The sequence below is a fragment of the Bradyrhizobium sp. UFLA05-153 genome (genome assembly GCF_054185185.1).
The window spans coordinates 75,768-101,240 of record NZ_JBBIAM010000005.1 but is presented as its reverse complement, the minus strand read 5'-3'; the positions used below and the strand labels follow the sequence as shown (position 1 = coordinate 101,240).

General features: G+C 64.9%; 21 protein-coding genes. 10 read left to right on the top strand and 11 right to left on the bottom strand.

The window, feature by feature from the left end; translation table 11 throughout:
* Positions 1 to 15: 15 nt before the first annotated feature.
* Both Q2941_RS05275 and Q2941_RS05270 read left to right on the top strand, forming a co-directional pair.
* On the top strand, positions 16 to 897 hold the full coding sequence (locus Q2941_RS05275; protein ID WP_458191841.1) for a CDP-alcohol phosphatidyltransferase family protein: 882 nt from the start codon (positions 16 to 18) through the stop codon (positions 895 to 897).
* A 121-nt stretch (positions 898 to 1,018) separates the two neighbouring features.
* Positions 1,019 to 1,738: an RraA family protein gene (locus Q2941_RS05270; protein WP_027523655.1), complete on the top strand. Its 720-nt coding sequence runs from the start codon at positions 1,019 to 1,021 to the stop codon at positions 1,736 to 1,738.
* 19 nt (positions 1,739 to 1,757) lie between these two features.
* Here Q2941_RS05270 and Q2941_RS05265 read toward each other — a convergent pair whose 3' ends face one another.
* Both Q2941_RS05265 and Q2941_RS05260 read right to left on the bottom strand, forming a co-directional pair.
* On the bottom strand, positions 1,758 to 2,459 hold the full coding sequence (locus Q2941_RS05265; RefSeq protein ID WP_254112918.1) for a TerC family protein: 702 nt from the start codon (positions 2,457 to 2,459) through the stop codon (positions 1,758 to 1,760).
* Between the two features lie 74 nt (positions 2,460 to 2,533).
* Positions 2,534 to 2,824, bottom strand: coding sequence for a hypothetical protein (locus Q2941_RS05260; RefSeq protein WP_458191840.1), 291 nt, complete (start codon positions 2,822 to 2,824; stop codon positions 2,534 to 2,536).
* Positions 2,825 to 3,283: 459 nt separating this feature from the next.
* Between Q2941_RS05260 and Q2941_RS05255 the strand changes: the two genes are divergently transcribed.
* From Q2941_RS05255 to Q2941_RS05225, 7 genes are all read left to right on the top strand, one after another.
* Positions 3,284 to 4,057, top strand: a complete 774-nt coding sequence (locus tag Q2941_RS05255; RefSeq protein ID WP_027523657.1) for a motility protein A — start codon at positions 3,284 to 3,286, stop codon at positions 4,055 to 4,057.
* 22 nt (positions 4,058 to 4,079) lie between these two features.
* The gene (locus Q2941_RS05250) at positions 4,080 to 4,910 is read left to right on the top strand and encodes an OmpA/MotB family protein (RefSeq protein WP_027523658.1); all 831 of its coding nucleotides are present in this window, start codon (positions 4,080 to 4,082) and stop codon (positions 4,908 to 4,910) included.
* Positions 4,911 to 5,079: 169 nt separating this feature from the next.
* Complete coding sequence (locus Q2941_RS05245; protein WP_458191839.1) at positions 5,080 to 6,978, top strand: potassium transporter Kup; 1,899 nt, start codon at positions 5,080 to 5,082, stop codon at positions 6,976 to 6,978.
* 142 nt (positions 6,979 to 7,120) lie between these two features.
* The gene (locus Q2941_RS05240) at positions 7,121 to 9,049 is read left to right on the top strand and encodes a potassium transporter Kup (protein ID WP_027523660.1); all 1,929 of its coding nucleotides are present in this window, start codon (positions 7,121 to 7,123) and stop codon (positions 9,047 to 9,049) included.
* Between the two features lie 144 nt (positions 9,050 to 9,193).
* A complete protein-coding gene (locus Q2941_RS05235) occupies positions 9,194 to 9,520 on the top strand; it encodes a rhodanese-like domain-containing protein (protein ID WP_027523661.1) in 327 nt (108 codons plus the stop codon).
* A gap of 9 nt (positions 9,521 to 9,529) precedes the next feature.
* Positions 9,530 to 10,711, top strand: coding sequence for an aminotransferase (locus Q2941_RS05230; protein WP_035662661.1), 1,182 nt, complete (start codon positions 9,530 to 9,532; stop codon positions 10,709 to 10,711).
* A gap of 7 nt (positions 10,712 to 10,718) precedes the next feature.
* The gene (locus Q2941_RS05225) at positions 10,719 to 11,831 is read left to right on the top strand and encodes a polyamine ABC transporter substrate-binding protein (RefSeq protein ID WP_458191838.1); all 1,113 of its coding nucleotides are present in this window, start codon (positions 10,719 to 10,721) and stop codon (positions 11,829 to 11,831) included.
* A 121-nt stretch (positions 11,832 to 11,952) separates the two neighbouring features.
* Here the strand turns inward: Q2941_RS05225 and Q2941_RS05220 are convergent, their stop codons facing one another.
* The 3 genes from Q2941_RS05220 to Q2941_RS05210 form a co-directional block, all read right to left on the bottom strand.
* A complete protein-coding gene (locus tag Q2941_RS05220; RefSeq protein WP_458191837.1) occupies positions 11,953 to 13,983 on the bottom strand; it encodes an autotransporter outer membrane beta-barrel domain-containing protein in 2,031 nt (676 codons plus the stop codon).
* A 73-nt stretch (positions 13,984 to 14,056) separates the two neighbouring features.
* On the bottom strand, positions 14,057 to 17,569 hold the full coding sequence (locus Q2941_RS05215) for an autotransporter domain-containing protein (RefSeq protein ID WP_458191836.1): 3,513 nt from the start codon (positions 17,567 to 17,569) through the stop codon (positions 14,057 to 14,059).
* The gene (locus tag Q2941_RS05210) at positions 17,570 to 18,346 is read right to left on the bottom strand and encodes a hypothetical protein (protein WP_458191835.1); all 777 of its coding nucleotides are present in this window, start codon (positions 18,344 to 18,346) and stop codon (positions 17,570 to 17,572) included.
* Between the two features lie 269 nt (positions 18,347 to 18,615).
* On the opposite strand from Q2941_RS05210, the gene Q2941_RS05205 reads away from it, so the two are divergent.
* Positions 18,616 to 20,349: a winged helix-turn-helix domain-containing protein gene (locus Q2941_RS05205; RefSeq protein ID WP_458191834.1), complete on the top strand. Its 1,734-nt coding sequence runs from the start codon at positions 18,616 to 18,618 to the stop codon at positions 20,347 to 20,349.
* A gap of 306 nt (positions 20,350 to 20,655) precedes the next feature.
* Here Q2941_RS05205 and Q2941_RS05200 read toward each other — a convergent pair whose 3' ends face one another.
* The 6 genes from Q2941_RS05200 to Q2941_RS05175 form a co-directional block, all read right to left on the bottom strand.
* Positions 20,656 to 21,588 carry a lipid A biosynthesis lauroyl acyltransferase gene (locus Q2941_RS05200; RefSeq protein ID WP_027523667.1) on the bottom strand — a complete coding sequence of 311 codons (933 nt, stop codon included), beginning with the start codon at positions 21,586 to 21,588 and terminating at the stop codon, positions 20,656 to 20,658.
* Between the two features lie 8 nt (positions 21,589 to 21,596).
* Complete coding sequence (locus Q2941_RS05195; protein WP_458191833.1) at positions 21,597 to 22,874, bottom strand: beta-ketoacyl-ACP synthase; 1,278 nt, start codon at positions 22,872 to 22,874, stop codon at positions 21,597 to 21,599.
* A gap of 50 nt (positions 22,875 to 22,924) precedes the next feature.
* Positions 22,925 to 24,133: a beta-ketoacyl-ACP synthase gene (locus tag Q2941_RS05190; protein ID WP_027523669.1), complete on the bottom strand. Its 1,209-nt coding sequence runs from the start codon at positions 24,131 to 24,133 to the stop codon at positions 22,925 to 22,927.
* The gene (locus tag Q2941_RS05185) at positions 24,130 to 24,600 is read right to left on the bottom strand and encodes a 3-hydroxyacyl-ACP dehydratase FabZ family protein (RefSeq protein ID WP_027523670.1); all 471 of its coding nucleotides are present in this window, start codon (positions 24,598 to 24,600) and stop codon (positions 24,130 to 24,132) included. The genes Q2941_RS05190 and Q2941_RS05185 overlap by 4 nt, the downstream gene beginning before the upstream one ends.
* Positions 24,601 to 24,610: 10 nt before the next feature.
* Positions 24,611 to 24,898, bottom strand: a complete 288-nt coding sequence (locus tag Q2941_RS05180) for an acyl carrier protein (RefSeq protein ID WP_007592476.1) — start codon at positions 24,896 to 24,898, stop codon at positions 24,611 to 24,613.
* Between the two features lie 222 nt (positions 24,899 to 25,120).
* Positions 25,121 to 25,468, bottom strand: coding sequence for a hypothetical protein (locus Q2941_RS05175; protein WP_458191832.1), 348 nt, complete (start codon positions 25,466 to 25,468; stop codon positions 25,121 to 25,123).
* Between the last annotated feature and the right edge of the window lie 5 nt (positions 25,469 to 25,473).

The following is a 25,473-nucleotide window of genomic DNA, read 5'->3' as shown; positions in this document are numbered from 1 at the left end:
AGCGAGGTCAAAGCCATGACGCCCTACGACTTCAAGAATCCCGACGTGCGCCGCCGGCGGTTCCGCCCGATTCCGGTGCGGATGCTGGTGCCCAACGTCATTACACTGCTGGCGATCTGCGCCGGATTGACCTCGATCCGGCTGTCGATCGAAGGGCGGATGACGCTTGCGGTCTATGCGATCGTGTTCGCCGCGGCCCTCGACGGCATCGACGGCCGCATCGCGCGGATGATCAAGGGCCAGTCGAAATTCGGCGCCGAGCTCGACAGCCTCGCCGACTTCGTCAATTTCGGCGTGGCGCCCGGCCTGATGCTGTATTTCTGGCAGCTTCACGAGCTGCGCAACGCAGGCTGGATCGCGGCCATGGTGTTCGCGATCTCCGGCGGCTTGCGGCTCGCGCGCTTCAACGCCACCATGGACGATCCCAACAAGCCGCCGTTTGCCTCGAATTACTTCACCGGCATTCCGGCGCCTGCCGGTGCGATCACGGTGCTGCTGCCGATCTATGCGGCGTTCCTGGATCTTGGGCGCTGGCCCGCGCCGGTGACGGCCGGCTACACGCTGCTGATCGCCTTCCTGATGGTGTCGCGGCTGCCCGTGTTCTCCGGCAAGACGGTGCGCATGCGTGTGCCGCCGGAGCTGGTGCTGCCGTTGTTCGTCGGCGTGATCTTCTTCATCGCGCTCCTGATCAGCTATCCCTGGTACATCCTGCTGGCTGGCTCGGTGCTCTATCTCCTGGCCCTGCCATTGGGCTGGAGGTCGTATCAGAAGCAGGCGCGTGCGTACGCCGCTGCGTCACCGGGACCGGTCGGCGTCACGCCGCCGGGTGCCGCGCCGACGCTGTCGCCGAACCTGCCGGAACCCCCGCACGACGACCGGCCCGAGCGGCTGCATTAGACGGCGCTCGCGGATATCTGCCATGAAGGCGCGCGCGTTGGGTTGACTCCCGATCTCGGCTATATCGCCTTGGGTCCGCGGCGCATGCGAAACAGCCGTGGCCAACAGGGGAGAGAACGCCGTGACGACATCCGCAACCGGGCCGCTGCCTGCATCCGTCCTCGAAGCGCTCGGCCGCTACGACACGCCGACGATCTGCAACGCCATGGAGATCGTGGCCCCCGAGCGGCGGCTGATCGGCTTCACCACCAAGCCGCTGGTCTGCCCGTTCCCTGATCTGCCGCCGATCGTCGGCTACGCGCGTACGGTGACGATCCGCTCGGTGCTGAAATCCTCGCTTCCCGCGGAAGAGCAGGCCAAGCGCCGCATCGACTATTACGAATATGTCGGCACCGGCCACGGGCCGCGCATCGCCGTGATCCAGGACATCGACGGCGCGGACGTCGGCTACGGCGCGTTCTGGGGCGAGGTGCAAAGTAACGTGCACAAGGCGCTCGGCTGCCTCGGCGTCGTCACCGATGGCTCGATCCGTGATATCCCGCAATGGGCGCCGGGCTTCCAGGCGCTCGCCGGCTCGATCGGCCCGTCACATGCCTGGGTGCATGCGGAAAGTTTTGGCGGCGAGGTGCGGGTCGCCGGCATGACCGTGAAGTCGGATGATCTCATCCACGCCGACCAGCACGGCGCGATCGTGATCCCGCTCGACGTCGCCGCCAAGCTCCCCGAAGCCGCGGAGCTGTGCGGCCGCCGCGAGACTCCGATCCTGGAGATCGCGCGCAGCCCCGACTTCTCGCTGGAGAAGCTGAAGGCCGCGCTGAAGCGCTCGGCGGAGATTCACTGATAGCCTCGGCCGATCGCCTTCACGTTCGCCGCAATATCGTTCGGAAGCAGCGCGGGCGGAGCGAGTTACGCGCAACTCCTCCGGTCGCGACAGGCGTCAGGCTTGCGGCGACCTCCACGATGTCGGCGACCCCACGAAAAATCATATCGACCGCGACATAGACAATCACGAGCAGGCCAACATAGGCGATCCAGCGTTGATGCTGCAGCAGCCTTGCGATGAGTGAGGCGGCTGCACCCATCATCGCAATGGAGAGGGTCAGCCCGAAGATCAGAATCACAGGCTGCTCGCGCGCCGCGCCGGCGACAGCCAGAACGTTGTCGAGCGACATTGAGACGTCCGCGACGACTATCTGCGATATGGCCTGGAAAAGTGTCTTTCCCGGCTCGCGTTTTGTGTCGACCTCGGTGGTGTTGGCGTCTTCATCGCTCGACGACGTGCGCAGCTCGCGCCACATTTTCCAGCACACCCACAACAGCAGGATGCCGCCTGCCAGGAGAAGGCCGACGATCTGCATGATCTGTGTGGTCAATACCGCAAACAGAATGCGAAGCACGGTCGCGGCCAGGACGCCGATCAGAATGGCTTTGCCTCGTTGGGTATCTGACAGGCCGGCCGCAGCAAGGCCGATGACGATGGCGTTATCTCCGGCGAGTACAAGATCGATGACAACGACCTGAAGGAGTGCGGTGAGGGCATCGATGTTGAGGAGTTCGGACATGGGCCACCCGCCTGACTCCAGTCCGACATCGCAGCCCGTAGGCTGCCAGAGGGGCCCGGCCTGGTAACGATCGACTAGGGTCGTGAGACCGAACGCAGCTCGGCCTGTTCCTCAAGGAACAGGGCGGCTTGATCGGGCTCGCCGAATATCGCAGCCGCGCAGCCGATCAGAGTGAGTGCGCCGGCGAAATCCCACAACGTTATATCCGCCGCATTCTCCGGAACGTGCATCATATGCGCAACGATGCCGGTGACGGCGGCTTCCGCGAGGAGCAGGACGCTGAACGCGGGGAGAACGAGTTCCGGCTCAACCGTGCGCAGCGTTAGGATAGCGGGGGCGATGGTGAGGAGGCCGAACAGCGCCAACGTTCCGAACGGCTCCAGCGAGGGAGCGTGTCGCGTGAACCAATCTGGACTGGAGGCAGACATCCTGTCCCTTTCAACGTCCACATGAGGATCAACGGTCGCATCGCAGCCACGCTGTCAGGATAACAAAACGAGGCCCTGCCGGGGAGAGTTCGCGCCGCTCGCGAGGCGTGGCGCAGCGCCGCACACAGAGGCGTGCGCCTGCGCGCGCTAAGCCTTAACTTGACGGGTTTTGCCCCAGGCCAGCCGACTATGGTTAGCAAAGTCTTGCGATCGGAATGGCCTTGCGGCAATTCGCCCGCGCGATGAGCCCGGCGATGTGGCCGGATCGAGGCAGGCCGCACTTAACCTTTACGCGTCTTTAATGGCAGCTCTTTAGGGTTCCTCCAACGCGGTTCGGGGTTGGGCTGCGCCGCCGGCCATGACGGCCGGTGTGTGGCGTGCGGGTTGGAGTCTCCCATGGATATCATGACGGGCGTTGGGCTTGCGGCGGGTTTCGCTGTCATCGCCGTCATGATGATCATGGGTGGCGATCTCCACATGTTCATCTCCGAACATGCGATGATCATCATCTTCGGCGGCTCGATCTCCGCCACCATGATCCGCTTTCCGCTCAGCGCGCTGGTGCACGGCCTCCCGCTCGGCGCCAAGTTCGCCTTCACCATGAGCCGGCTGTCGGCGCACGATCTCGTCGACGAGCTCGCCCGCATCGCCGAGATCGCCCGCAAGCAGGGTCCGGTGGGTCTGGAAAAGGTCGAGACCGACGAGCCGTTCCTCGCCAAGGGCATCCGCTACGTCGCCGACGGCTACGACCTCGACTTCATCCGCGACAATCTCGAGCGCGATCGTGACAATTTCCTCATGCATCTGGACGAGGGCAGCAAGATCTATCGCGCCATCGGCGACTGCGCCCCGGCCTTCGGCATGATCGGCACCCTGATCGGCATGGTGCAGATGTTCGCCAACATGACCGACCCCTCCAAGCTCGGCCCGTTCATGGCGACCGCGCTGCTGGCCACGCTCTACGGGGCGCTGGTTGCGAACCTGTTCTGTCTGCCGATCGCCGACAAGCTGCACGGCAAGCTGCTCGACGAGGAGACTAACCGCACGCTGATCATCGACGGCATCCTGATGATCCGCGACTCCAAGAGCCCGACCCTGGTGCGCGAAATGCTGCTGGCTTACCTGCCGGAGAAGCATCGCCATGCTGAGGGCGAGCCAGTGCCGGCCTGATCAGCCACGCCGGGTTTAGGACATGGCCAAGAAGAAGCGCGGCGATGCACATGGAGGCGGTCACGGCTGGTTCGTGACTTTCGCCGACCTGATGGGCCTGATGATGAGCTTCTTCGTGATGCTCGTCGCGTTCTCCACGCAAGACGCCAACAAGCTCAAGATCGTCGCAGGCTCCATGCGCGACGCCTTCGGCATCCAGAGCGAGGCGCGCTATGCCGGCATCATCGAATCCGACGGCCTGCCCACGCGTCCCAAGCTGAAGAACGTCGATCACATCCAGCCCGAGGACGCCTCCAACACGCCGACCCCGGATCAGCAGGATCGCGACCGCACTTCGGGCGCGAAGATCAAGGTCGATCGCGACTTCGCGCTTGCCGCGGCCTCGCTCCGCCAGGCGCTTCAGGACCTGCCCGAACTCACCGAGATGTCCAAGCACATCATGTTCGAGGAGACCAAGCAGGGTCTCAATCTCGAGATCGTCGACCAGGACGGCCGCTCGATGTTTGCCGACGGCTCGAAGGTGCCTTATGACCGCACCCGACGCCTGATCGAGAAGCTGGCGGTCCCGCTCAAGGCGACGCCGCTGCGCGTCTCCATCGTCGGCCATACCGCCGCAGGCTTCGTGCCGAGCCGCAGCGACTACGGCGCCTTCGACCTCTCGGCCGACCGTGCCAATGCGGTGCGCCAGATCCTCGAGCGTGAGGGGCTGCCGCCCTCGCACATCTTCGCCGTGTCCGGCAAGGCGGACAGCCAGCCGCTGTTTCCCGACGATCCCTCGCTGGCCGCCAATCGCCGCGTGACCATCACCCTGATGCGCGAAGATCCGCCGCTGCCGCCGAACCTGAAGCCCTAAATTCCTTGCGTTACCATTTTACCTGAGGCATGTCGTCGCGCGGCGATGACCGTGGCTGCTCCGTCAGAGCATCCGCGCCGGCGCCTGCTATGCTGGGGCGATTGACAGGCGCGCAGGAAGCGTCAAAAGGCGCCGGATCAATTTCAGGGAAGAAGCGTTTTCCACCCCTATGACGGCGAGCATCACCACGACCGAAGGCCAAGAGACCACGGCCCATGCGGGCTTTTGGGCCCTGACGCTCGGAAGCATCGGCGTCGTCTTCGGCGATATCGGCACCTCGCCGCTCTACGCATTCCATGAGGCGGTCAGGGGCGCGGCCCATGGCGAGCCGGTCTCGCGGGTCATCGTGCTCGGCGTGCTCTCGCTGATCCTGTGGGCGCTGCTGATCGTCGTTACCGCCAAATATGTCCTGCTGCTGCTGCGCGCCGACAACAACGGGGAGGGCGGCACGCTTTCGCTGATGGCGCTCGGCCAGCGTGCGCTCGGGCGTCGAAGCTGGTTCCTGCTCGCGCTCGGCGTCGTCGGCGCCTCCATGTTCATCGGCGATTCCATGATTACGCCGGCGATTTCGGTACTGTCGGCGGTCGACGGTCTGAAGCTCGCGACGCCGGCTTTCGAGCACTATGTCGTGCCGCTCACCGTCTTCATCCTCGTGGTGCTGTTCGCAGTCCAGAGCAAGGGCACCGCGCTGGTTGCCTCCGCCTTCGGGCCGGTCATGGTGGTCTGGTTCACCTGCCTCGCGGTGATGGGCCTCGTTCACATCGCCGACGATCCGTCGGTGCTGGCGGCGATCAATCCCTATTACGCGCTGCAATTCCTGCTGACGCACGGCACGATCGGGCTTGTGACCCTCGGCGCGGTATTTCTCGCGGTCACCGGTGGCGAGGCGCTCTATGCCGATCTCGGCCATTTCGGCCGCAAGCCGATCCAGTCGGCCTGGCTGTTCTTCGTGCTGCCCGCGTTGCTGATCAACTATTTCGGACAGGGTGCACTGGTGCTGTCCGATCCCAGCGCGATCGAACATTCCTTCTATCGCATGGTGCCCGAGCATCTGGTGCTGCCGCTGGTCGGACTTGCGACCGTGGCGACCGTGATCGCGAGCCAGGCCGTGATCACCGGCGCCTATTCGCTGGTCTATCAGGCAGTACAGCTTGGCCTCTTGCCGCGCTTCGCGGTCCGCTACACCTCCGAGTCTCACGCCGGCCAGATCTATCTGCCGCGCGTGAACCGGCTGCTGCTGATCGGTGTGATGCTGCTGGTGCTGCTGTTCCGCACCCCCGGCGGGCTGGCCTCGGCTTATGGCATCGCGGTGTCCACCACCATGGTCGCCGACGGCATCATGGGCTTCGTCGTGATCTGGAAGCTGTGGAACTGGCGCGCCGCGACCGCAGCGGCAGTGATCCTGCCCTTCGTCGTAGTCGACATGACCTTCTTTGGCGCCAATCTGCTCAAGCTGCTCGAAGGCGCCTGGGTGCCGCTGTTGTTCGGCGCCTGCATGGCCGCGACGATCTGGACCTGGCGGCGGGGCACGGGAATTCTGCTCCAGAAGACCCGCCGCATCGAGGTGCCGCTGGACGATTTGATCCGGAGCCTGGAGAAGCGGCCGCCGCACATCGTCAAGGGCACTGCGGTGTTCCTCACCAGCGATCCCGCCTTCGTGCCGACCGCGCTCTTGCACAATCTCAAGCACAACAAGGTGCTGCACGAGCACAACGTGATCCTGACGATCGAGACCGCGCACACGCCGCGGGTCGATCTCTCGGAGCGGTTCCGGATGGAGAAGATCAGCGATAAGTTCTCCAAGGTGCGGCTGCGCTTCGGCTTCATGGAACAGCCGAACGTGCCCAAGGCGCTGGCGATTGCGCGCAAGCAGGGCTGGCAGTTCGACATCATGTCGACGTCGTTCTTCGTGTCGCGCCGCTCGCTGAAGGCCTCGGCACAGTCGGGCATGCCGCTGTGGCAGGATCACATGTTCATCGCGCTCAGCCGGTCCGCCAACGATGCCACAGATTACTTCCAGATTCCGACCGGACGGGTGGTTGAAGTTGGCACCCAAGTCACTATTTGACGAAATTGGCGGACTTATGCGATTTTTGCATGGCAAGGGCCCAAAATCGCGCTAGGCTATGCCGGTAGCGCAGGACTATAAGCCGCGCGCTCTCTGCCGCCATTGTGCAGTGAAGCATTTTTAGAGGCCAACAGTCTCTCCCATGACCAGTGAAGTCGCAGTTCCCGCCCCGGAAACGGTGGCGGCCAATGGGCATGGCGATGCCCACACCACCGCCGGCTTCGGCGCGCTGACGCTTGGCAGCATCGGCGTCGTCTACGGCGATATCGGCACCAGCCCGCTTTACGCGTTCCGCGAGGCGGTCACGGCGGCGTCGGGCGCGGAGGGCGTGCCCACGACGGTCGCTGTGCTGGGGGTGGTCTCGCTGATCCTGTGGGCGCTCGTCATCGTGGTGACGCTGAAATACGTCGTGATCCTGCTCCGCGCCGACAACAACGGCGAGGGCGGCACGCTCGCCTTGATGGCGCTGGCCCAGCGCGCGGTCGGCACGGGCGGGGCGACCATCGTCCTGCTCGGCATCATTTCCGGTGCGCTGTTCTACGGCGATGCCGTGATCACGCCGGCCGTCTCCGTGCTGTCAGCCATCGAAGGCATGAAGGACGTCACGCTGACGTTCGAGCCTTACATCGTCCCGTTGACCGTGGTGATCCTGGTCTGCCTGTTCGCCGTGCAATCGCGCGGCACGGCCCGCGTCGCGGCATTCTTCGGTCCTGTGATGTGCGTCTGGTTCGCGGTGATCGCGGTGGCGGCGATCGGTCCGATTCTCCGGCAGCCGCAGGTGCTGTTCGCGCTGAACCCGCTCTACGCGGTGTCCTTCATGCTCCACCACGGCATCATCGGGTTCGTCACGCTGGGCGCGGTGTTCCTGGCGGTCACCGGCGCCGAGGCGCTCTATGCCGACCTAGGCCATTTCGGCAAGCGGCCGATCCAGACCGCCTGGCTGTTCATCGTGCTGCCGTCGCTGGCGCTGAACTATCTGGGGCAGGGAGCTCTCGTCCTGGACGACCCCGGCGCGATCGTGAGCCCGTTCTTCCAGTTGTTTCCGCAAGGCTGGCTCCGCGGCAGCATGGTCGTGCTCGCCACTTTGGCCACCGTGATCGCCAGCCAGGCCGTCATCACCGGCGCCTATTCGCTGACGCGCCAGGCGATCCAGCTCGGGCTGCTGCCGCGATTTGAAATTCGCCATACCTCCGAGGCCCATTCCGGCCAGATCTTCATCCCGCGCATCAACCAGCTGCTGCTGGTTGCCGTGATCCTGATGGTGCTCTTGTTCCGTTCTTCCAGCGCTCTGGCGTCGGCTTACGGCATCGCCGTCACCGGCACGATGGTGGTCACGGGCATGATGGGCTTTGTCGTGATCTGGAAGGCCTGGAGGTGGTCGCCGCTTGCTGCTGCGGCTCTGATCGCTCCGTTCCTCTGCCTCGACTTGACCTTCCTGGCGGCGAACCTGCTCAAGGTGTTCGAGGGCGGCTGGGTGCCGCTGGCGCTCGGCGCGCTCATGATCCTCCTGATGTACACGTGGCGACGCGGCAGCCGGCTCTTGTTCGAAAAGTCGCGCAAGCTCGAGTTCCCGCTCGCCGACCTCGTGGCGATGCTGGAGAAGCGGCCGCCGCAGCGGGTGCCCGGAACGGCCGTGTTCCTCACCTCCGACCCGCTGAGCGCGCCGACCGCGCTCATGCATAGTCTGAAGCACTACAAAGTGCTGCATGAGAAGAATGTCATTCTCACCATCGAGACCGCAACGACCCCGCGCATCGATCCGTCCGAGCGCGTCAAGCTGGAGCAGGTCAGCCCGACCTTCTCCAAGGTGACGCTGAAGTTCGGCTTCATGGAATCGCCCAACGTGCCCAAGGCGCTGGCGATCGCCCGCAAGCTCGGCTGGCAGTTCGACATCATGTCGACCTCGTTCTTCCTGTCGCGCCGGGCGCTGAAGCCCGCCGCCCATTCGGGCATGCCGCGCTGGCAGGACCGCCTGTTCATCTCGCTCAGCCGCTCGGCGAACGATGCCACCGACTATTTCCAGATCCCGAGCGGGCGGGTGGTCGAGGTCGGAACGCAGGTGACGATCTAAAGCTCCGCTTCAATGCCCTGCGATTTAGCTTTAAGTTCCGGGATATCGCTCAAGCCTTTGTAGCGCTTGATTTTCGCGTGCCGAGAGGCGAGGTTGCCGCCGGCCGGGGCAGCCCGGCCTAACGCGGCCGTTCTGGAGGATGAAGTGGCAAACCAGGTGCAAGATCTGACCCCGGACGAGGTCGCCAAGGGTGTGAGCGAGGGGCGCTATCTGCTCGTCGACGTCCGTGAGCCCAACGAGGTTGCCGCGGAGGCCTATCCCTATGGCGTCGTCGTGCCGCTCTCGACCTTCGACCCCAAGGCGATCCCCGATCCGCAAGGAAAGGACGTCGTGTTCGCCTGCCGCTCCGGCAAGCGCTCGGTGACGGCCTCGCTCGCCGCGCAGGCGGCGGGGCTTGCCTACGACAAGCATCTTGCAGGCGGCATGCTCGGCTGGAAGTCGGCGGGCCTCCCCACCAAGGTCGGTGGCTGATCTAAGCCGATGTCGTCCAAGAGCTCCTCCCTGAACAAGGTCTTCGCCGACCTTCCCGTCACCATCTTCGAGGCGATGTCGCAGGCCGCGCGCGACAATGCCGCCATCAATCTCGGTCAGGGCTTTCCCGACGATCCCGGCCCCGAGGACATCCGCCGCGCCGCGGCCGATGCCTCGGTGCATGGCTACAACCAGTACCCGTCGATGATGGGCATCCCCGAGCTGCGCCAGGCGATCGCGACCCATTACGGGCACTGGCACGGGTTGAAGCTCGATCCGATGAGCGAGGTCATGGTGACCTCCGGCGGCACCGAGGCCCTGACCTCGGCGATCCTCGCGGTGGTGCAGCCCGGCGACGAGGTCGTCTGCTTCCAGCCGGTCTATGATTCCTATTTGCCGATCATCCGCCAGGCCGGCGGCATTCCGCGCCTGGTGCGGCTCCAGCCGCCGCACTGGCGGCTGGACGAGGACATGCTGAAAAGCGTGTTCAATTCAAAGACCAAGGCGGTCCTGTTCAACAACCCCTTGAATCCATCCGCCGTCGTCTTTCCGCGCGAGGACCTCGAACTGTTGGCGCGCTATTGCCAGGAGTTCGACGTCATCGCGATCTGCGACGAGGTCTGGGAGCACGTCACCTTCGACGAGCACAAGCACATCCCGCTGATCACCATCCCCGGCATGCGCGAGCGCACCATCAAGGTCGGCTCGGCCGGCAAGATCTTCTCGCTGACCGGCTGGAAGATCGGCTTCGTCTGCGCCGCGCCGCCCTTGCTGAGGGTGGCCGCCAAGGTGCACCAGTTCCTGACTTTCACTACTGCGCCGAACCTGCAGGCCGCCGTCGCCTATGGCCTCGGCAAGCCGGACGAGTATTTCGTCTCGATGCGCAAGGATCTGGCGAGGAGCCGGGATCGTCTGACCAAGGGCCTGGAGAGCCTCGGCTTCCCCGTGCTGAAATCGCAAGGCACCTACTTCCTCACCGTGGACCTGTCGCCGCTCGGGCTCAACGAGAGCGATACCGAGTTCTGCTGGCGCATCGTGAAAGATTACAAAGTTGCGGCGATCCCGGTGTCGGCGTTCTACGAGCAGGACCCCGTGACCTCCGTGGTGCGCTTCTGCTTTGCCAAGAAGGACGAGACGCTCGACACCGCGCTGGAGCGGCTGTCGGACGCGGTGCGCGGGCGCAAGAGGTAGATCTGAGATGACGAACGTCAGCCGCTCCTGGCTTTGCCGTGGTTTCGCAATCGCCGCAGCGCTGACGTTGCTCTCCGCTCCCGCAGGGGCCGAGGAGCGCGTCGTCAACTTCTACAACTGGTCCAACTACATGGCGCCGGATGTCCTTGACAACTTTACCAAGGAGACCGGCATCAAGGTGGTCTACGACACCTTCGACGCCAACGAGACGCTGGAAACGCGCCTGATGGCCGGCAAATCCGGCTACGACGTCGTGGTGCCCACCGCCTATTTCCTCCAGCGGCAGATCAAGGCGAACATCTTCCAGAAGCTCGACAAGTCGAAGCTGCCCAATCTCGCCAACGCTTGGCCGATGGTGAACCAGCACCTTGCGACCTACGATCCCGGCAACGTCTTTGCCGCGAACTACATGTGGGGCACGACCGGCATCGGCTACAATGTCGCTAAGGTGAAGCAGATACTCGGGCCCGACGCGAAGATCGACAGCTGGGACATCGTCTTCAAGCCGGAGAACCTCGCCAAGTTCAAAGATTGCGGCGTCCACATGCTCGACTCTGCCGACGACATCTTTCCGGCGGCGCTGAACTATCTCGGGCTCGATCCGAACTCGACCAAGCAGGCGGACCTGGAGAAGGCCGCCGACGTCGTCGCCAAGGTTCGCCCGTCCGTGCGCAAGTTTCATTCGTCCGAATATCTCAGCGCGCTCGCGACCGGCGAGATCTGCTTCGTGGTCGGCTGGTCCGGCGACATCATGCAGGCCCGCGCCCGCGCGGCTGAAGCCAAGAACGGCATCGAGATCGGCTATGCGATTCCCAAAGAGGGCGCGCAGATGTTCTTCGACAATCTCGCGATCCCCGCGGATGCCAAGAACGTCGCGGAAGCCTACGAGCTGATCAACTATCTCTACCGCCCGGACGTCGCCGCGAAGAACTCCGACTTCCTGTCCTACGCCAGCGGCAACCTCGCTGCCCAAAAGCTGGTCGACCCGAAGATCCTGGGCGACAAGAACATCTATCCGGACGAGGCGACGCTCGCAAAACTCTTCGTCATCACCGCCCGCGATCCCGCCACCCAGCGGATCATCAACCGGCTCTGGACCAAGTTGAAGACGGGGCGGTAGAGCGGCGGCAACCAAAACCCTGCAAAACAATCCCATGAAAAGTAGAACCGCCACCTCGGGGTTTACCGAGGTGGCGGCGCCTAAGTCGCGATGATGTCTGGCTTAATCGCCCCGCAGGCGCTCAGAACCCGACGCGCAAACCCGCGCGGCCGCTGACCACGTTGGAGTTGTCCGACAGCGCGAGATATTCGGCGGCTGCGTACAGGGTGACGTTGCGGCTGCGCCACTCCAGCCCCAGGCCGCCGAAACCGCCCCAGACGTTGGCTTGCCCCGGCGTCGCGAACGGAATGGCCTGGCCGAGCAGGGCGGCGTTGACGGTGGAGCTGCCGACGCGTTGCGTGCCGAGCACGCCACCAGAGAGGCTGGTGGAGAGCTGGCTCATCGGGCCGAACGCCACGCTGCGGGTCAGCTTCACCTCGCCACGTTCCTCCAGCGTGTTCGCGGTCTGCTCGCCCACCGTCAGCGGCGCGGTGGTGCCGGTCTCGGTGTAGCCGTCGAAGGCGCCGTAGAGATAGCGCACGCGCGCGCTCGGCGTCAGCGTGTAGGTGGCGTCCGCGAGCTGGCCGAGCGCAAAGTGATGACCGAAGGTCAGCTCGGGGCTGACATACCAGCCGTTGAACGAGGCGACGGCGTTCTCGATGCCGCCTGTGACGAGGTTGTTGTTGACGGTGCGCGTCGTGGTGTTGCGCGAGCCGCCGCCCTGGATCGCGCCATGCAGGAAGGACGCGCCGATGTCGTAGCGGGCATAGGCGCCGCCGAACAGCATGTCGGAATCCGCGCTGCCCTGGTTGAGATCGATGCTCGAGCGGGTCTTGCCGCCGCCGAGGAAGAGGCCGGTGCGCAGGTCGGGGCGCGCCGCGAAATCGGCGCCGATCATGCCGCCATAGAACAGATTGGCCGTGCGCAGCAGGACGCCGTCCTGCTGCTGGATGCGCTGGCCGGCAAAGCCGCGGGCCCATACCGTCGTGCCGTCTGCATAGGTCGATGTCGGTGCCTTGAACACCATGGCCTCGCTCGCATAGGCGGACGCACGCGAGGGGATCGCTGCAAAGGCATCGTCGAAACGCGAGGGCGCATCAGGCCCCGCGAAGGCGAGCGGCGCGCTGCTGCCGGACGTGCCACCGGAAAACACCGGCACCGCATCCGACACGCCGCGGGTGAAATCGGCGAGCGAGCGCCAGTTCGCCGCGAAGGAGGTGGGGTCGATGGCGACGGCCTGGTTGCCCGAGACAGCGAACGGCGTGGTGCCGGTCACGGTCGCACCGGTGAGCGTATCGAAAGTCAGGTTGTGGTTGCCGCCGCGGAAGTTGACGGTATCGCCGCTGCCGAGTGAGATGCTGTCGCCGCCCTCGCCAAGTTTGATAGCACTGCCGCCGCCGCCGAGATTGATCGCGCCGATGATGCGCGAGCCCGGCAGAAGCGTCAGAGTGTTTGCAGTGCCCCCAAACTGCAACGCAATGATTCCAGAAATGGTGCCGGAGTTCGTCACGGAGGCGTTGCCGAGGAAGGCGGCGATGCCGTAGGTGCCGCCCGAGATAGTGCCGGAGTTCGTCACGTTCGCGGTGATGGTTTCGATGCCGAAGAAGCTCCCTGAGATGGTGCCGGAATTTGTCACATTGGCGGCGTTGAAGGCGAGGACGCCGTAGCTACCCCCCGAGATGATGCCGGAGTTCGTCACTTTCGCTGTATTGGCGCTGATGCCGGCGCCGCCGCGTCCCGAGATGGTGCCGGAGTTCGTCACATTTGCGGTGTTGGCGCTGATGCTGTTGAAGACCCCCGAGATAGTGCCGGAGTTCGTCACATTCGCAGTGTTGGCGCTGATGCCGTCAAAGCCCCCGGAGATGGTGCCAGTGTTCGTCACATTGGCGATGGTGGTGGCGACGATGCCGGTGCCGCCCGCCGAGATGGTGCCGGAATTCGCCACGTTGGCGGTGTTGGCGAAGACGCCAGATTTGCCCCCAGTGACCGTGCCGCTCGCGGTATTGGTCAACGTCAAGGTCGCCGTATCGATGATGCCGGCCATTGACGCAGAATTCGTGCAGGTCTGGTTGGTGCCGGTGGTGACGCAGGGTGTCTGCGCCTGCGCTTTCGCAAGCGGACACACCAGCAGCGCCAACGCGGCCGCTGCCCACCAGACTTCACTCGCCTTCATTCCCATGTCTCGCATTCTCAAATTTCGTATTTCAAAGTCTCGATATCCAATTTGAAAAGAGTCGATGTGCCGCCTACCACGCATAGCGCACCGTGCCCTTGCCAGCGTAGGAGCGCGTCACGTTGGAGAGCTCGCCCTCGAAGCTTGCTGCCGCCGACCAGCCGTTGAGCCATTTCATTTCGGCGGAGGCGGTGGTGAGAGCGGAGTCGCTTGCGGCGCGTGCGCCGTTGACGACGAAGCTCGCGCCCGGCAGCGCCTGGAACGTCGCGGCGACGGAGTGATCCGGATTGAAGTCGTGCGCCCAGGCGGCGCGGCCGCGCAGGGTGAGGACGCCGTTGGCCATGGCGAAGGACTTGTCGGCACGCAGGCCGAGTTCGCTACGCGCATCGGTGACGCTCTTCGCTGCATAGGCCAGCGCGAAGGCATTGCTGCCCGAGACGACGGACTCTGCGTAGCCCGGCAGGTTGAACGTCGTGAACTGGCCGGCGGCGTAGGGCGTCAGGCCGATGCCGCCGATCCACGGCGCGACAAAGCGATAGCCGCCTTCGAGCCGGCCGCTCCACGCATTCGCGTTAAACTCGGCGCGCAGGCGATCGACGCCGGCGAGCGTCACGGTGCGATCGGTGGTGACGTCCTGCCAGCCATAGGCCAGCGCGGCGGTAATGTAGTTCGGGCCATTGTTGTGGCGGACGTATGCGCCGGCCTGGAACAGGTCGGAGCGGCCACTGCCGCCATTGACCACGGAGAAGCTGGTGCCGCCGCCGGCCAGCGCAAAGCCGGCCAGTGTCTGCGGCGAGAACCAATACTCGGCGCCGGCGGCGGTGCCGAACAGGCGGCTGGTTGCGCTGTTCGAACCTAGCGCGGTGTTGCCGTCTGTGGTCTGCGATCCGGCGAAGCCGGAAGCCCACACGCTCCAGCGCTGCTCGAAGGTCTGGGCCGGTGGCGCCTTGGCCAGCATGGCAAAGGCATCGCGTGCGGCGCCTGTTGGTGTGCTGTCGGCATAGGCCGGCGGCGCGGAGCCGCCGATGTCGCGGCCCGCACCGGAGGGATCGGTGAGCAGGCCCATGAACTGGCCCATGGCCTGGAAGGTGGTCTGCTGCGAGCCAGCGGCCGTTTCGCCCGAAGCCTGCGTCAGGCCGCCGGCCGTCAGCCCGCTATAGACCAGCGAGATGCCGCCATTTGCGTTGAAGGAGTTGATGATGGCATTGCCGACCTTCTGCTGATTGCCGGAAAGGCCGCTGCCCGGCGGCGCAACGAAGTCCAGGATCAGGTTGAGATAGGCGTGGGTGGCGTCATAGCTCACCGTGGTATGGAAGTTCGACGGCAGGTTGGTCTGGACGACAGAACCGAACGTGCCGCTGACGCTGCCGGCGGTCAGGATCGTGTACTGCTTGGCGACGTAGCTGCCATTGGCGTAGACAGCCTGGAGTGTCGATCCGCCGAGCGTCGCCGTGCCCGAGACATTGGCGTAGCTCGACGTCGCCGGATTGATCTGCACCATGTAGAAGGCGCTGGATTGCAGCGCGAGGCTGCCCGCCACGGTCAACGACGAGTTGGCGGTGCCGTTGCCGGCCGCGAGCGTGCCGCCGGCGTTGACGGTCGTGGTGCCCACGGTGCCGCCGCCGCCGAGGGTCGCGCCGCTGTTGACGGTGACGCTGCTCGACGCCGCAATCGATCCGTTCACGACGAGCGCGCCCGCATCGACGATGGTCGCGCCGGTGTAGGTGTTAATGCCCGAGAGCGTCATGGTGCCGGTGCCGACCTTGATCAGCGATGTTCCGGTGAGGCTCCCGTTGCCGGTGAGCACGCCGGTGACATCGGTCGACAAATTGTTGTTGCCGACCGTCAGCTCTGTGCCGTTGAGGTCGAAGCGGCCGCTGCCGGCGATGGAGGCGGCGGTGAGCTTGCCGTCGCTGCCCGGGCCAGGGGTGAAGAAGTTGAACACGGCGGTGGCCGCGGTGTTGATGAGCTGCGCGTTGTCGGGCGTCGAATTGCCGTCGAACAGTACGTTGCCGCTGTTGACGATGATCGCGTTGCCGGCCGTGGAGTGACCGTAGAACGCCAACCGCGCGTTATTGGTGATGGTCGTGTTACCGGCCGTGGTATCGAGGAATGCCAGCGTGCCGGCGGAGATCGTCACGCTGGAAAATGTGTCCGCGCCGGTCAAGGTCAGCGTGCCGGCGCCGGATTTGGTCAGCGCGCCGCCGTTGAGACTTTGGCTGACGGTGAAATTGTTGGCTGCGTCCGCAATGTCGAAGGCGCCGCCATTGGCACCCCAGGTGATGCTGCGCGTCGTGGCGTTGAACGTCGTTCCCGTGATCTGCAAGGTCCCGCCGTTGAAGGTCAGGCCACCCGCGAGGTCGCCGAGATTGGCTTCGGACGAGACGCTGACCGTGCCGCCGGCGAAGGTGGTGCCGCCGGTATAGGTGTTGGTCCCCGAGAGCGTCAGCGTGCCGGTGCCGATCTTGACCAGCGAGCCGGTACCCCCGATGACGCCGCTCACTTCGGTCGAGAGATTGTTGGATCCGACGGTCAGCTCATTGCTGCCGAGCAAATAGAGGCCCGCGCCCGCGATCGAGCCCGCGCTGACCTTGTTGTCGCCGTTCAATCCCGAGGTGGGGGTGAAATCGACGAGAGTGTTGGCATTAGCGATGAGGGTCGCATTGCCGGCCGTGCTGTTGTCGGAGAAAGTCATGCTCCCGTTGACGGTGATGGTCGCGTTACCGGCTGTGCTGGAGTTGAAGAACGAGATGCCGCCATTGTTGGTGATATCGGCGCTTCCCGCCGTGCTGGTGCTGTAGAAGTACAGGAGATTGGAGTTGGTGATAGTCGCGCTGCCGGCGCTGCTTTGGTCGGTGAAGGTCAACGTTGCCGAGCCGAGATTGGTGATGGTGGCGTTGCCGGCGCTGCTTTGCGCGTAGAAAGTCAGCGAGCCGTTGCCAACATTGGCGATCGTGGCGTTGCCGGCCGTGCTGTTCGTGAAGGACAGCCAGCTGTTGTTGGTGATCGTTGCGTTGCCGGCCGTGCTGTTGCCGTAGAAATACAGGTAGGCGTTGTTGCTGTTGGTGATGGTGGCGCTGCCGGCCGTGGCGTTTCCGAAAAAAAGGACCCTGCCGTTGCTGCTGTTGGTGATGGTGGCGCTGCCCGCAGTGCTGGTATCGTTGAAATACAGGTAGTTGCTGTTGATAATGGTCGCGCTGCCCGCCGAGCTCGAATTGTTGAATTTGAGGGTGCCGGCGACGTTGGTGATGGTGGCGGTGCCGGCCGTGCTCGTGTCGTAGAAAGCCAGCTGGCCGTTATTGGTGACGCTGGCGCCGCCGGCACTCGTAACGTTGCGGAAATATGTTTTCCCGCTGTTGGAGATGCTGGTGATGCCGCTGGTGTCGGCGTTGAGAACGTCGAACGTGCCGCTGGCGCCAACGGTGACGATCCCCAGAATCGTGCCGACGCTGGTGGCCGTGCCGAGCTGTAACGTGCCGCCGTTGATCGTGGTGCCGCCGGTGTAGGTGTTCGCTCCCGACAGCGTCAGTGTGCCGGTGCCGATCTTGACCAGCGAACCGCCGCTGCCGGCGATGACGCCGCTCACTTAGGTCGAGAGATTGCTGGACCCTACGGTCAGCTCATTGACGCCGAGCAGGTACAAGCCCGCGCCCGCGATCGAGCCGGCGCTGATCTTGTTGTCGCCGCTCAGGCCCGCGGTCTGGCTGAAGTCGACCAGGGCGTTGGCATTGTTGATGATCGCCGCATTGCCGGCCGTGCTGTTGTCCTGAAAGGTGATGCTGCCATTGATGGTGATGGTCGCGTTGCCGGCCGTGCTGTTGTCCTGGAAGGTGATGCCGCCATTGTTGGTGATGGTGGCGCTGCCGGCGCTGCTGTAGTCATAGAAGTAAAGGAGGTTGGTGTTGGTGATGGCTGCGTTGCCCGCCGTGCTGTTGCCGACAAAGTAAGTCATGCCGCCGTTGTTGTTTGTAATGGTTGCGTTGCCGGCCGTGCTGCTGTCGCCGAATTGAAGGGAGCTGTTGTTGTTGATTGTCGCGCCGCCGGCCGTGCTGGTGTTCTGGAAAGCCAGTGAGGAGTTGTTCGTGATGGTGGCGCTGCCGCCGTTGATGGTGATGCCGGCGCCGGTGAAGTTCAGCGAGTTGCTGACGTTAAAGGTGTAGTTCGAGGCGCCGGCATTGAAGGTCCAGCCGCCGACGGTGGCGCTCGAAATCACCAGGCTGGTGGTATCAGAGGCACCGAAGGTGGCGGTGCCCACCGGCACGAAGCCGCCACTCCAGTTGGAGCCGGTGTCATAGTCGTTGCTGCTGGGAGAGGTCAGCCAGGTGCCGTTCGCCGCGGCGCGCGATGGCGTGGTCGGCAGCATCCAGGCCAAAGCCAGCGCCGACGACGTCAACAGCGCGGCCCGCAGCCGGCGGGTGGCCCCGAAACAATATTTCTCCGTCCCCACCGCTTCCCCCCAGCACGCTCGCGAGTCTCAAGCCGGATTCTTGTCATTGGCTTGGGGCGGTGTCCTGATAAGGCGCGGGGGAGTTTCTGAAGCTTTCTGATATTTCCGTTTCAGACCCGTTTTCCGGTCACTTTCGGCAGACTTCCACTATATGAGCGGGCTGGAGAGACACTTTGGGGGATAGCGTGCTTCGTTTCGCCGGCTTCGGGCTGGATCAGCAGCGCGCGGAGCTGCGGGGGCCGGATGGCGTTGCGATCAAGCTCCGGCCGAAAACCTTCGAGATGCTGCGGCTGTTCGCGACCAGCGGCGGCCGGGTGCTCAGCAAGCAGGAACTGATGGAGGCGGTCTGGCCGAACGTCCATGTCGGCGAGGACAGCCTGTTCCAATGTATCCGCGAGCTTCGCACCGCGCTCGGCGATGACCGGCGGCAGCTGATCAAGCTCGCCTCCGGCGGCGGCTATCTGCTGACGGCGGAGGTTGAGGCCAAGCCGGAGGTCATGGCGGAGGCCGAGGCGCCTCCGCCCGCCGAGGCCATGGAGGCCGCGCCCGCGGCGCCGGCCGAGGGTGTCCTGGCACAGGCGAGGTCGCAGCGCTCGATCTTCGGTTTCAGCCGGCGGGCCATGGTCGCCGCAGTGGCCGGGCTCGGCGTGATCGTCGTGGGGCTTGCGGTGGCCGCGCCGGTGCTGAAGCCGGACCTCCTGTTCCGGCGAAAGCCGCCGCGTGTCGCCGTGCTGCCGATCGTTGATGCCAGCAGCGATTCGCGCGGCGCCGGGACAGCGGAGGAGGTCACCGGCCGCCTCACGGACGGCTTTGCGAAGATCCAGAACATCAGCGTGGTTGCGCCGCGATCGCCAGCGCTCGCGGGCGTCGAAAGCACCAGTGCACGGGCCGCATCACCCGATTACGAAATCCGCGGCGAGTTGCAGCGTAGCGATCAATCCTGGACGCTACGGGCGCGCATGATCAAGACCGCCACCGGCGAGGTTCAGGTCGCTGCCGTTTCGGTCAACGCGGAGGAGGCGGACGCGCAGCTTGCGCAGTCCCGGCTCGCCGCGGGCGCAGGTCACGTGCTGGCGCGCCGCCTCAACGACATGCTGGAGCCCAGCGCGTCCTCGTCCGCCAGCCGCGGACAGTCCGCGGGCGGCGACAAGGTCGCCATCGAGCAGGCGCTCGCCTCGATCAACCAGACGACACGCGAGCGTTTTGGCGCGGCGCAGGCGATGCTGCAGAAGGCGCTCACCGACGATCCTGACAATGTCGATCTGGCCGTCGCGCTCGCCTCGCTGCAGATGCGTGGCATCCAGATGGTCTGGTTCAGTCCGGAGGAGGCGGTTGCCGTCGAAGCGCAGGCCAATGCGACGCTCGCGCGAGCCTTGCGATCGAAGCCGAATTCCATTCCGGTGCTCGAGGCTTACTGCCGCTTCCTCAGTGCGACCAACCATTTCGTGGAAAGTCTCGTCACCTGCGCCAAGGCGTTGAGCTTCGATCCGTGGAACGGCTCTGCGCTCTATCTGATCGGATTGGGCCAAATCTATCTCGGCCGCTTCGACGATGCGCTCGCGACATTCCAGCAAGCCGATCGTTACGATACGCCGCCGGCCTCGCGCTGGACCTGGCTGCTCGGCGCGGGCTTGGCGAATGTCTTGATGGGGCGCGACGAGGAGGCGTTGCCGTGGCTGCAGCGTTCGATCGCCATTACGCCGGCGACCGGCCGCTCGCACTTTCTGCTCGCCGCCGCCTACCAGAGATCGGGCCGGTTCGAGGAGGCGAGGGCGGCGATCGCGGAGGGACTGCGCTTGCGGCCCGGCACGACCAGGCTCAACGTCTCGCCGCCGATGAAGAACGCAAGTCCGGTGAATATCGCAGCCTGGGAACGCGTCGTTCAGGCCGAGGTCGACGCAGGATTGCCGGAGCGGTGAGGGCGAGTTTGCGGCGATGGGGCGATCGCAAGCGTGCACGATGAAAGCGTGCGTCAGGAGTGCAAGCCGCTTCCTAACCCTCGCTGTCATGCCCCGCGAAAGCGGGGCATCCAGTACGCCGCGGCCCCTCCGTATCCGTCACCGTCTCTGGAATACAGGATCGCCCGGTCGAGCCGGGCGATGACAGGCGAGAGTGTGGACGGCGCGTGCCACGAGCCTCGTCATTGCGAGCGCAGCGAAGCAATCCAGAATCTTTCCGCGGAGGCAGTCTGGATTGCTTCGCTGCGCTCGCAATGACGGAGCAAACTACCGCCATCTCCGATGCAGCCAGAGCCACTGCTCGGGATATTCGCGCACCCAGCCTTCCACCACGTTGGTGATCGCCTGCGTCGTGCCCTGGACGTCGATCTTGCCCTCGGCGTCGCGCACCGGCGGGATCTCCTCGGTCAGCTCGGCGCGGAAGCGATAGCCGGGCAAGCGGATGATGCGCACGCCGTGGATGGGGCATTCGACCTGGCGCAAGAGCCGCGCCAGCATCGGGTTGGCGCGGGTCTTGCGGCCGAAGAAGGTGACCTCGACGCCGCCGGTCAGATATTGATCGACCAGCATGGCGACGTGCTGGCCGTTCCTGAGCGCTTCGCCAAGCCGGAACGGCGCGTCGCGCCCCGCCGGGATCAGCGTGCCCATGTTGACCTGGCGCATCTCCTGGATGATGCGATCGGCGGACGCGATATTCGGGCGGCGATAGAGGATCGCGGTGTCGAGCCCATGCGCGACGGCAGCGAGTGCCGGCAATTCCCAGTTGGCGAGATGCGAGGCGAAGATCAGCGCCGGCTTGCCGTCGTCCCTGATGTGGTCGAACAGCTCGACGGTGCGCGGCGACAACTCGATCCGGCTCTTTTCCGGATGATCGCGGTCATAGTCCCAGACCTGATCGAGATGGGCGAACTCGGCGCCGACGCGGCCGAGATTGTCCCAGACGCCCATCAGGATCTTTTCTATCTCTTCCGGCGATTTCTCGGGAAATGCCGCGGTGAGGTTGGCGCGGCCGATGCGGTGCTCGCGCAGGCGCGGGCCGATCGTCTTGGTGACGCGCGCGAAGAAGTCCGAGGTCTTGACCGGATCGAAATAGCGCGTGGTGCGCAGCATGCCGACGGTGGCCGCGCCGATCACGCTTCCGCCGATCGACTTGGCAACTTCCCGCGCGCGGGCCTTCGTGCTCGCAGGAAGCAGCGCCATGCGTCCGATCAGGCCGGTTCGCGGGTCAGGATCAGCGAGGCGTTCTGGCCGCCGAAGCCGAACGAGTTCGACATGACCGCGGTGACGCGGGCATCGCGCGCGGTATTGCCGACGACGTTGAACAGGATCGTGGGATCCGGATTGTCGTAGTTGATGGTCGGCGGAATGCGCTGATGCTCGAGCGTCAGCAGCGAGAAGATCGCCTCCACCGCTCCGGCGGCCGAGATGGTGTGGCCGACCATCGACTTGTTGGAGGTCACCGGAATTTTCTGCGCGAGATCGCCGAACACGGCCGAGGTCGTGTTGAACTCCATCTTGTCGTTTTCGGGCGTCGCGGTGCCGTGGGCGTTGATGTGGTCGATCTGGTCCGGCGTCATGCCGGCATCGGCCAGCGTCTTGTTCATGCAGCCGATGATCGGCTTGCCGTCGGGGGAGGAGCGGGTGCGATGGAAGGAGTCGGTGAGCTCGCCGCAGCCGGCGAGCACGCCGAGGATCTTTGCGCCGCGCGCGGTCGCCGCCTCATAGCTTTCGAGCACGAGGGCGCCTGCGCCTTCAGCCATGACGAAGCCGTCGCGATTCTTCGAGAACGGCCGCGAGGCGGCCTGCGGCGGTTCGTTCTGCGTGGAGAGCGCGGAGAGCAGCGAGAAGCGCACCAGAGCTTCGGGATTCACGGTACCGTCGGTCGCGACGCACAGCGCCGCATCGGTCTCGCCGCGGCGGATCGCCTCGACGCCGAGCTGGATCGAGGTTGCCCCCGAGGCGCAGGCCGTCGACAGCGAGATCGGCGAGCCCTTGGTGCCGAAGGTCTCGGCGAGGTGTGCGGCTACCGAGCCGAACATGAAGCGGTGATGATAGGCGGTGTATTTGCCGCCGCCGGAGATGCGCAGGAGATCATCGTAGGTGAAGTCGGACGTGCCGACGGCGCGGCCGAGTTCGCGGCGCTGCGGCCATTCGACCTCGACCGGCGCAACCGCCAGGAAGAGGGGGCCCGGGAAATCGCCCTTGGCGCCGATACCGGCCTGATCCAGCGCTTCCTCCGTGACCATCTCGGCCATCCGTTCGGAGAGGCCGGTGGAGGAGAACGGATCGACGCTGACGAAATCGACCGTGCCGGCCATCGTCGTCTTCAGCCCGTCGGTCGGAAAGCGCGTGATGGTGCGGATGCCGGATTGCCCGGCGACGAGCTTCGACCAGTTGTCGGCCTTGCCGGCGCCGAGCGAGGTCATGATGCCCATGCCGGTGACGACTACGACGGGCCGTCCGAATTTGTCGCGTGGTGCTGTCATGATTCCCCCGCTCGTCTCAATCGTCCCAAACAACCAGCCGAACGCGCGGCTCAGCTGACCGCTTCCACCAGCGCCATGCCTTCGCCGCGCCAGTGTCCGGCTCCCACCACCACAATCTGGGTCGGAGCCGACTGCATTTCAATCTCGAGGCCGGTCGAATCGTTCGGCGGGAACAGGGCCCCGCGCGAGAGCGACAGTGCGGCGAGCGCAATCCCGAGCGGGAACTGCGTCTCCATGGTGTGGCCGAACATGGTACCGGTGGCGCGAACCGGGAAGTCCGCATGGCTCTCGAGGAAGGCGCGCTCCTCGGCGGTCGCCGGCTCCGCGCCGGTTGCCCCCGTGATGATCGCGCCCTTGCCCTCGCGCCTGGGCAGCTTCGACCACAGCTTCTGAAGCGTCGCGGTCAGTTCGCCCGGCTGCTTGCGCCTGGCCAGATCAGCCACCACGCTCGTCAGCTTCGCAAACGGTTTTGCGCCGCGCGCTTCCGCATGGGCCTTCGATTCCAGCACCAGGAATGCGCCGGCCGAGCCGAGCGCGAAGCCGGCGTGGTCCTTGCGCCCCCAGACCGGGGCGAACTTGTCCTTCAGGTTGAAGTCGCCGAACTCGTAGAGGACCATCAGGTCCTTGCGCTCGCCATTATGCGAGCCGCCGACCAGCGCAATGTCGCTCTCGCCCGAGGCGATCCGTGCCAGCGCGATGCGCGTGGCATCCGCGCCCGCCACCTCTTCACCCATGAAGGTGCGCGAGGTGCCGCCGAGACCGTGCACGATGGCGATGTTGCCGGCGAGCAGGTTGGAGAGCTGGGCCAGGAACAGCGTCGGCCGCAGATCGCTCATCAGCCGCTCGTTGAGGAAGCCGGGCGCATTGGCGCCCTTGGCCTCGGCCGTGAGCACGCCGGTATCGACGTTGAGATCGCGCTCGCCGCCGCCGGCCGCGACCACCATGTCGATCTTGGAGAGGATGTCCTTGTTGCCTTTGATCCCGGCCGAATCGAGCGCCAGGCCCGCCGCATAGGTGCCGATGCGCTGCCAGGCTTCCATCTGGCGCTGGTCGCCCTTCTTCGGGATCTGGCTGTCGAAACTGACCGGCATCAGGGGATGCACGATGAAAGGGGCAAACCCCTTCTCGTCGACGTTGATGCGCCGCTCGCCGAGCGCGGCCCAGTTGGCGTCCAGCCCTTCGCCGAGCGAAGTGGCAAGTCCAATACCGGTGATCCAGACTTCCGTCTGGCCGGGCTTCGAAGCAGGAGTGTCAGTCATGGCGAAACGGCCTGTTGCGGAAAGCCGATGCGCTTGGCGAACGCGTCCATGTAGCTGCGCATATCCGCATTGGGGAAGGGAATCTGCGTGAAGGTGAGCGTCGAATTCGCGCGCAGCTTGCCGCCGACCCGGATCTTGGCCTCGGTCATGGCGTAGCCCGAGCCCTCATGGGCGAGGGTTGCCTCGATGCTCATGAGATCGCCGGGGAAGACCGAGCCGCGGACCTTGGCCTCCTTCACGGCGGCGAGGATCGGCATGCGCTCGAACTTCAACACGCCGAGCTGCAGCCAGCCCGAGGCCTGCGCCATCGATTCGATCAGGAGCACGCCGGGCATCAGCGGATAGCCCGGAAAGTGTCCCTCGAAGATGGTGCTTTCCTTCGGAACGAGCGCCTCGACGACGATCCGCTTCTCGTCGACGTTGAGGTCGACGATGCGATCGATCATGTGGAAGTATTCGAGTTGCATGGTTGCGCGATCAGGCGCTCGCGCCCTTGGCCGCCACCAGCTCGTCGATGCGCGCGCACAGGTTCTTCAGCACGAAATACTGCTCGGTTGTCGCCTTGCCGTCGTTGACCTCCTGGGTCCACTTCTCCAGCGGCAGCTTGATGCCGAACTGCTTGTCGATCGCAAACGCGATGTCCAGGAAATCGAGGCTGTCGATGCCCAGATCGTCGATGGCGTGACTATCCGGCGTGATCGTGTCGCGCGGGATGTCGCAGGTTTCAGCGATGATCGTGGCGACCTGATCGAATGTAGAGGACATCACTAAGCCTTTGATATATTGCAGGTATTTGTCAGATTTTCCAGAGAGGCACGGTGGGCGGGCATCGCGCCCCGAGTGATGCCCTCAAACGCCCTCTGGCCGGGTCGAGTGCCCGTATATCGGACGGCCGCCCTGAGTTCAATGGAGCCGGGCAGGGCCCGGGGACAGGGCTGGGGATGCCGGTCGGAGCCCCGCGAACCCGGGCTCTCCGGGCCGGGCTGCCTAGATATGCGGCGTCGTGATCTTCACGCAGTCGCGACGGCCCATCAGCACGCAATCCTGGGTCCGGCGCAGGTCGGCAATGCTGACCGCGAGCCAGATACCGATCGCGGTGAGCGCGATGGTGAAGGCGAGGGCTGCGATGTTGGCGAGCATGCGGTGGCGAAAGTCGTCCGGCTCGTCGCGGGGCTGCTCGTAACGCGAGAGGTCGAGTGGTTCCGGCGCGGGCTGGGCGTGCAACGGCTGCACCGTCCCGTTCCCCCGCCGGGGAACGCCCTGGAGCTGGCCGCGCGGCCTGAACTGGAGCACCCGGTGCTCGTCGTCCGAGGTTATGGGCCGCTGGGTTTTCATGCCAA

Bases quoted from the DNA above. Each gene is read 5' to 3' on its own strand.
- Q2941_RS05275 (WP_458191841.1), top strand. From the start codon at position 16: ATGACGCCCTACGACTTCAAGAATCCCGACGTGCGCCGCCGGCGGTTC.
- Q2941_RS05265 (WP_254112918.1), bottom strand. From the start codon at position 2,459: ATGTCCGAACTCCTCAACATCGATGCCCTCACCGCACTCCTTCAGGTC.
- Q2941_RS05255 (WP_027523657.1), top strand. From the start codon at position 3,284: ATGGATATCATGACGGGCGTTGGGCTTGCGGCGGGTTTCGCTGTCATC.
- Q2941_RS05250 (WP_027523658.1), top strand. From the start codon at position 4,080: ATGGCCAAGAAGAAGCGCGGCGATGCACATGGAGGCGGTCACGGCTGG.
- Q2941_RS05245 (WP_458191839.1), top strand. From the start codon at position 5,080: ATGACGGCGAGCATCACCACGACCGAAGGCCAAGAGACCACGGCCCAT.
- Q2941_RS05240 (WP_027523660.1), top strand. From the start codon at position 7,121: ATGACCAGTGAAGTCGCAGTTCCCGCCCCGGAAACGGTGGCGGCCAAT.
- Q2941_RS05230 (WP_035662661.1), top strand. From the start codon at position 9,530: ATGTCGTCCAAGAGCTCCTCCCTGAACAAGGTCTTCGCCGACCTTCCC.
- Q2941_RS05225 (WP_458191838.1), top strand. From the start codon at position 10,719: ATGACGAACGTCAGCCGCTCCTGGCTTTGCCGTGGTTTCGCAATCGCC.
- Q2941_RS05220 (WP_458191837.1), bottom strand. From the start codon at position 13,983: ATGAAGGCGAGTGAAGTCTGGTGGGCAGCGGCCGCGTTGGCGCTGCTG.
- Q2941_RS05210 (WP_458191835.1), bottom strand. From the start codon at position 18,346: ATGCTGCCGACCACGCCATCGCGCGCCGCGGCGAACGGCACCTGGCTG.
- Q2941_RS05200 (WP_027523667.1), bottom strand. From the start codon at position 21,588: ATGGCGCTGCTTCCTGCGAGCACGAAGGCCCGCGCGCGGGAAGTTGCC.
- Q2941_RS05195 (WP_458191833.1), bottom strand. From the start codon at position 22,874: ATGACAGCACCACGCGACAAATTCGGACGGCCCGTCGTAGTCGTCACC.
- Q2941_RS05190 (WP_027523669.1), bottom strand. From the start codon at position 24,133: ATGACTGACACTCCTGCTTCGAAGCCCGGCCAGACGGAAGTCTGGATC.
- Q2941_RS05185 (WP_027523670.1), bottom strand. From the start codon at position 24,600: ATGCAACTCGAATACTTCCACATGATCGATCGCATCGTCGACCTCAAC.
- Q2941_RS05180 (WP_007592476.1), bottom strand. From the start codon at position 24,898: ATGTCCTCTACATTCGATCAGGTCGCCACGATCATCGCTGAAACCTGC.
- Q2941_RS05175 (WP_458191832.1), bottom strand. From the start codon at position 25,468: ATGAAAACCCAGCGGCCCATAACCTCGGACGACGAGCACCGGGTGCTC.